The 5,156-nt window shown below is 67.5% G+C and carries 5 protein-coding genes; all 5 read left to right on the top strand.

The genetic code is table 11. The features are described from left to right. The first annotated feature begins 314 nt into the window (after positions 1–314). Positions 315–1,001, top strand: coding sequence for a GntR family transcriptional regulator (locus tag ACZ4Z3_RS40140; RefSeq protein WP_468505693.1), 687 nt, complete (start codon positions 315–317; stop codon positions 999–1,001). Positions 1,002–1,478: 477 nt separating this feature from the next. Further along, positions 1,479–1,979 (top strand): RidA family protein, encoded by a 501-nt coding sequence (locus ACZ4Z3_RS40135; protein ID WP_468505692.1) that lies wholly within the window; start codon positions 1,479–1,481, stop codon positions 1,977–1,979. Continuing rightward, a complete protein-coding gene (locus tag ACZ4Z3_RS40130; protein ID WP_468505691.1) occupies positions 1,976–3,082 on the top strand; it encodes an alanine racemase in 1,107 nt (368 codons plus the stop codon). The genes ACZ4Z3_RS40135 and ACZ4Z3_RS40130 overlap by 4 nt, the downstream gene beginning before the upstream one ends. Before the next feature lie 76 nt (positions 3,083–3,158). Next, entirely contained in the window at positions 3,159–3,893 is a 735-nt protein-coding gene (locus ACZ4Z3_RS40125) for an SDR family NAD(P)-dependent oxidoreductase (protein WP_468505690.1), read from the top strand. A 239-nt stretch (positions 3,894–4,132) separates the two neighbouring features. After that, positions 4,133–5,156, top strand: a 1,024-nt coding sequence (locus tag ACZ4Z3_RS40120; RefSeq protein ID WP_468505689.1) for an ABC transporter substrate-binding protein, incomplete at its 3' end; no start/stop codon positions are given.

The raw sequence follows: 5,156 nt of genomic DNA, 5'->3' as shown, positions 1-5,156 counted from the left end.
GCGCATCGTGTCGTTGATGCTGAACTTGATCAGCGTGCCGTTCATGTCGAACGTCACGAACTTGGGCTTGGCATCGAATACCACTGGGTCCTCCTCGTGCTGCAATGGAGCAGTTCCTCGATCTGGTCGATTGTCGACCATCTGGATGGTCGATTGTCGACCGTTGGTCCCTCGGCTGTCAATGGGGCTCCCGCGTCACGTGGGCTCAGGGGTCCGGTGCCAGGGGGTCGGCTTGAGGTGCTTGAGGCCAGATCGGCGGGGGTATAGTCGACAAACGACCAGGTGGTCGGGTGTGAGCAGGGGAGGGTGACGGGGTGGACCACAAGTTCGAGTGGCAGGAGCAGCGGACGACGACGCCGGACGGTGTCTACCGCACGTTGCGTGCCGCCATCCTCGATGGAAGCGTCCCTCCTGGTGGCCAGCTGCGCGAGGCGCACATCGCCACGGACCTGGGGATCAGCCGGTCCCCGCTGCGCGAGGCCCTGACCAAGCTGGAGGAAGAAGGGCTCGTCGTAAAGATCCCTTACCGCGGCGCGTTCGTCGTAGAGGTGAGCGCTCGCGAGGTCGCCGAGATCGACTCGGTCCGGCTGCACGTCGAGCCGTACGCCGCCGAGCTCTCGGCCGAAGCGCTGCGCGGTGCTGAGCGGCCCCAGTTGCTGCAGACCGTCGAGGATCTGCGCCGGGCCATGGAGAAGGACGACATCCCGGCCAGCATCGACGCGCACCTCCGCTTCCACAGGCTCTTCTACGACCTCTCGGGCCACGGTGTCCTGCAGGGCATGTGGAACGGCTGGGAGACCAAGCTGCGCCTCTACCTCAGCGTCGATCACCGCACGTACAGCGACAACCCGCAGCAACTGGTCGTCGAGCACGAGAGGTTGGCCACGGTCGCCCTGGAAGGCGACACCGACGCGTTCCGCCAGGAACTGGCCGCCCACTTCCCCATGGGGCTGCGAGCCCAGTCGGGAGATCACGGGGAACGTGCGCCCCGGCACGTGTGAGCTCGCGCCCCCTGCGTGAAGCGGCGAACCGCGCTTGCCGCGGTGACGTTGCAGAGCGGTGCCGGGCGGCCCTGAGTCGTACGCGCTGCTAGGGTCTGTCGTTTGGATCATGCCGGCTTCGGGCTACGGCACCTTGTGGCCGCGACCCAGGCCTGATCCAAACGACAGGCCCCTAGGTCATCCCTGCCCTGAGGGGGCCTGACCTCCCTCTTTCCCCCTTGGTCATGCGGACAGGTGCGTTCCCGCACCCGTTCTGAGGCCGCATCCGAGCGTTGAAGTTTGTATTGACAGTGCTCTACGGGCGGCCATATGGTCGACAAACGACAATAGCTGGCGGTTTTAAGCCACGATATGGCGCTTTGTCGCCCCTGCTGCTCGAGGAGAGAGCCGAGTGCAGATGATCAAGATTCCTGTGAAACAGGTGCTTGTCACCAACCGTGTTGGTCTGCTCCGCGTGCCGGCCGCGGCGGTGACGCGATGAGCCAGTCCGTGACGTCGGCAGCGAGCACCGGTTCGGCGTCCGCTCGGCTGCAGGCCCTGGGCCTCGCCCTTCCCGAACTCGCCGACAACCCGTACTACGTGCACCACCGGTCGGTGGGCTCCAGCATCCACATCTCGGGCCAACTGCCCTACAAGGACGGTTGGTTGCTGGGTCAGGGCATTGTCGGCCGGGACGTCGAGCTGGAGACGGCGCGGTCACTGGCCCGCCATGCCGCGCTCAACGCTCTCGCCGCCGCTGTGCAGGCGGTGGGCGAGCTGGAGCGGGTCCGGATCGTGCAGATGCTGGTCTTCGTCGCCAGTACGCCGGACTTCGGTCAGCAGTCGCAGGTCGCCAACGCGGCCAGTGACCTGCTGATCGAGGTGCTCGGCGAGAACGGACGACACGCTCGCACCGCGATCGGTGTCGCCGGGCTGCCGCTCAACAGCCCCGTCGAGATCCAGATGGTGTGCACCGCCGTCCCGAGGAGGGCAGCGTGAACCGGCTGCAACGAGCCCTCGACGCTCTGGTCGAGCGGATCGACACCCCCGCGCCGATCGTGCTGGTCGATGTCATGCAGGACAACATCGACCGCGTCCAGGGTTTCGCCGACCAGCACAACCTCCAGGTCAGGCCGCACGTCAAGACGCACAAGTGCGTGGAGATCGGGCGACGCCAGATCGAGGCGGGCGCGGTCGGAATCACCGCGGGAAACGTCGGTGAGGCCGAGGTCTTCGTCGCGGCAGGGTTCGACGACATCTTCCTCGCCTATCCGATCTGGGCCGCGGGATCGAAGAAGGCCCGGATCCGCCGGCTCGCCGAGTCCGCCCGGCTCCGGGTCGGCGTCGACAACGTCGCGGCGATCGAGGCTCTCGCCGACGCGATGGGAGACGAACCGGACCGGCTGCAGGTCGTGGTCGAGGTCGACTGCGGTGCCCGTCGTTCCGGGGCGCCGCCCGAGGCCGCGGGCGATCTCGCGCTCGCCGCCCGCAAGCGTGGTCTGGTGCCGGTGGGTGTCTTCACCTATCCCGGTCACGGCTGCACCGGCCCGGACGCTCGCCGACGTGCGGCGCGGGATCAGGAGGCCGCGCTCACCGCTGCGGTACGCGGCCTCGAAGGTGTCGGGGTCACGGCGGAGGTGGTCAGCGCGGGCTCCACTCCGACCCTCGAGTTCTCCACCAGCAGTGTGATCACCGAGATCCGTCCCGGCGAGTATGTCTTCGGCGATCTGAACAACGCCCGACTGGGCGCCTGCACGGAGGACCAGATCGCGCTGTTCGTCGCCGGCACCGTGGTCAGCGACTGGGTCCCCGGCCAGGTCATCCTGGATGTGGGCAACAAGGCCCTCAGCAAAGAAGGCAGCCCCGAGATCGGCTACGGCGGCATCGCCGGCACGAAAGCGGTCCTGTCCAAGGTCAACGAGTACCACGGGTTCCTCCCGCTGCCGGATGGAGAGTTCCGCCCCGGCGTCGGCAGCGTCGTACCGGTCGTGCCGAACCACGTGTGCCCGGTCGTCCTCGGCTTCGAGGAACTCATCGTCACCGACAGCACGGGCACATCGCTGGAGCGCTGGCCCGTCGACGCTCGCGGATTCCTCAACTGACCGGCATGGGACGAGACTCCGGTCCTCCCCGAGCCCCCACCCCCGACCGACCTCCCCCGTAAGAGGAGTGCCTGACATGAGACTCAAGAACGCCACGGCCCTGGTGACAGGCGCCAGCAGTGGCATAGGGCAGGCGGTGAGTTCCCACTTCCGCCGGGAGGGCGGGCGGCTGTTGCTCACCGGCCGCAAGGAGCGGCTCGACAGCGCTCAGCCCGACGACCTGTACATTCCCGGAGACCTCAACGACGAGACGTTCGTCGAGCACCTGGCCAAGCAGGCCGCGGAGTCCTTCGGCACCGTCGACGTCGTCGTCCTCAACCACGGTCTGCAGGCCGACGGTCCACTCACCGAGATGGCCTGCGACGACGCGAGGAACGTGCTGGAAAGCAACCTGCTCAGCGCGTTCCTGGTGATGAAGCACTTCGCGCCGCTGATGCCCGAGACCGGCGGCTCGTTCGTCTGCGTCAGCTCACGGCTGGGCATGGTCGGCATGGCCGGGCAGGTCCTGTACTCCGCCGCCAAGGGGGGCCTCATCATGCTCGCCAAGGGTGCGGCGATCGAGTGGGCCCCGCGCAACATCCGCGTCAACGTCGTCGCTCCGGGCCTGACCGCCACGCCGATCATCGAAGCGGCGTTCCAGCGCAGGCCCGACCCCGAGGCCTACCGCCGCCAGCGCGAGAGCACGATCCCGCTCCAGCGCCTGGCCACCCCCGAAGAGGTCGCTGACGCGGTGCTCTTCTTCGCGTCGTCGGAGTCGTCGTACGTGACCGGATCGGTCCTGACCGTCGACGGCGGGTACACCGCCGGCTGAATCCCTGCCGGCATCACCACCAACAACGGGCTGAACGACCTGCTCTCCGCCGCGCCTTTCTGCCGGCCTCCGCGCATCGGCACCGCGCGACCAGGACCGCCCCCGCTCTGCTGATCACCGCCTGTCACCGGCGCCGGACGATGCTCTGTCCGCGTGCGCCGCCCTGAACGATCCCCCCGCCTGCGAGGTAAAGCCCCCGCACAGCTGGTCCCACGCGTCCCCAGATGAGGAGTATTGCCATGAGTGATGCCCAGATCGGTCGTAGAGCGCTCCTGCGCGGAGCAGGCGGCCTGGCCGCCCTCGCCGCTCTGCCGTCCCTTTCCGCCTGCGGTACCGGCACGAGCCGTGTCTCGTCCGGCAGTGGCAAGGGCGGCAGTAAGACGGTGGTCGTCCGTGACAGTGGCGGTTCCTATGGCGCGGCCCTGCAGAAGGCGATCTACACGCCGTTCACGCAGGAGACCGGTATCCAGGTCAAGGTGCTCAACCTGGACGACGCCCCGCTGCTGGCCCAGATCAAGCAGGGCCGCCCGCAGTGCGACCTCATCAACAACTCGATGATGTCGCACACCAAGTACGTCAAGCAGGACGCGCTGGAGGCGCTGGACCTCGACCGGGTCAAGAGCGTGAAGAGCGCGAAGATCCCTGAGGCCCAGATCACCGAGTACGCCGTCGGCCACGCCTTCTACGGTCAGTGCATCGGGTACCGCACGGACGCGTTCGGGGGCAGGAAGCCGGAGTCGTGGGCGGATTTCTGGGACACCAAGGCGTTCCAGGGCGCCCGCGCGATGGTCCATCCGGACGGTGACCTGCCGGAGCTGGAGTTCGCGCTGCTGGCCGACGGTGTCCCGATGGACAAGCTGTACCCGCTGGACGTCGACCGCGCCTTCAAGGTGCTGACGCGACTGCGGCCCCGCATCAAGAAGTTCTGGGACAGCGGCCCGCTCCCGGGTGTGCTGTTGAGCCGCGAGGAAGTGACGATGTCCACCGTCTGGGACGGCCGCCTCGCCGATCTGCAGAAGCAGGGTGTGCCGGTGGAGCGGCAGCTCAACGGTATGCGCCGCCAGTTCTCGGGTTATGCCATCGCCAAGGGCGCGGCCAACGTGGACAACGCCTACAAGCTCATGGACTTCTCGCTGCGGGCGGAGAGCCAGGCCAACCTGGTCAAGTTCTTCCCGTCGAACCCGTCCTCTCCGCTGGCCTACGCCAAGCTGACCGAGGAGCAGCGCAACGCTCTGGCCGGTGCGCCGAAGTACTACGACAAGG

The sequence above is a fragment of the Streptomyces sp. NPDC030296 genome, assembly GCF_055572815.1.
This window is presented reverse-complemented; position numbering and strand designations above follow the sequence as displayed.

Bases quoted from the DNA above. Each gene is read 5' to 3' on its own strand.
- ACZ4Z3_RS40135 (WP_468505692.1), top strand. From the start codon at position 1,479: ATGAGCCAGTCCGTGACGTCGGCAGCGAGCACCGGTTCGGCGTCCGCT.
- ACZ4Z3_RS40125 (WP_468505690.1), top strand. From the start codon at position 3,159: ATGAGACTCAAGAACGCCACGGCCCTGGTGACAGGCGCCAGCAGTGGC.